We start from the raw sequence: 585 nt of genomic DNA, 5'->3' as shown, positions 1-585 counted from the left end.
CTAGCTGGTGATGACACGCGCGCTAGCCGAAGCGTGCGCTAGCCCTAACTTGAATAGAAACTATGAATCAAAAAACTACGCGAAGACAATTCTTCAAAAAAGCATCACTAATTAGCCTGGCTACTTTGCCGCTATCAGCTAGCGCTGTCGTTATGTGCTGGCGCGCGCCTGTGGCGCGTGACAAGGATTTACACAACAATTAAATTATATTCATAACACTTTTTAAATTTTTTCTGATGAGCCACAAATACAAATTTCAGAACCCGGAAGGTCTTTACTTTGTCACCTGTACAGCTATTAACTGGATTGATATTTTTACCAGGGAGGAATATTCTCAGATAATTATTGAAAGTCTTGATTATTGCAGGCAGCAACTAGGAATGGAGATTTTTGCATGGTGTCTTATGCCTAGCCATCTTCATTTGGTGATTAGAGTTCAGGGATACAAACCTGAATTAATTATGGGAAGGTTTAAAGAGTTTACTTCAAAAAGAATTCAATTGGCAGTAAAACAAAATCCGCATGAAAGCAGGAAGGATTGGCTTGTTTTAATGTTTGAAAAAGCAGCTTTGGAATCAAGCAATA

The 585-nt window shown here is 39.0% G+C and carries 1 protein-coding gene; it reads left to right on the top strand.

The window, feature by feature from the left end:
• Positions 1-236: 236 nt before the first annotated feature.
• Positions 237-585, top strand: a 349-nt coding sequence (locus BVH04_RS15865; protein ID WP_205635874.1) for a transposase, incomplete at its 3' end; no start/stop codon positions are given.

Origin of the sequence: Algoriphagus antarcticus (assembly GCF_002150685.1) — a bacterium.
GTDB lineage: Bacteria > Bacteroidota > Bacteroidia > Cytophagales > Cyclobacteriaceae > Algoriphagus > Algoriphagus antarcticus.
Note: the sequence above shows the minus strand (reverse complement) of the source record. Positions and strands in the feature narration are given on the sequence as shown.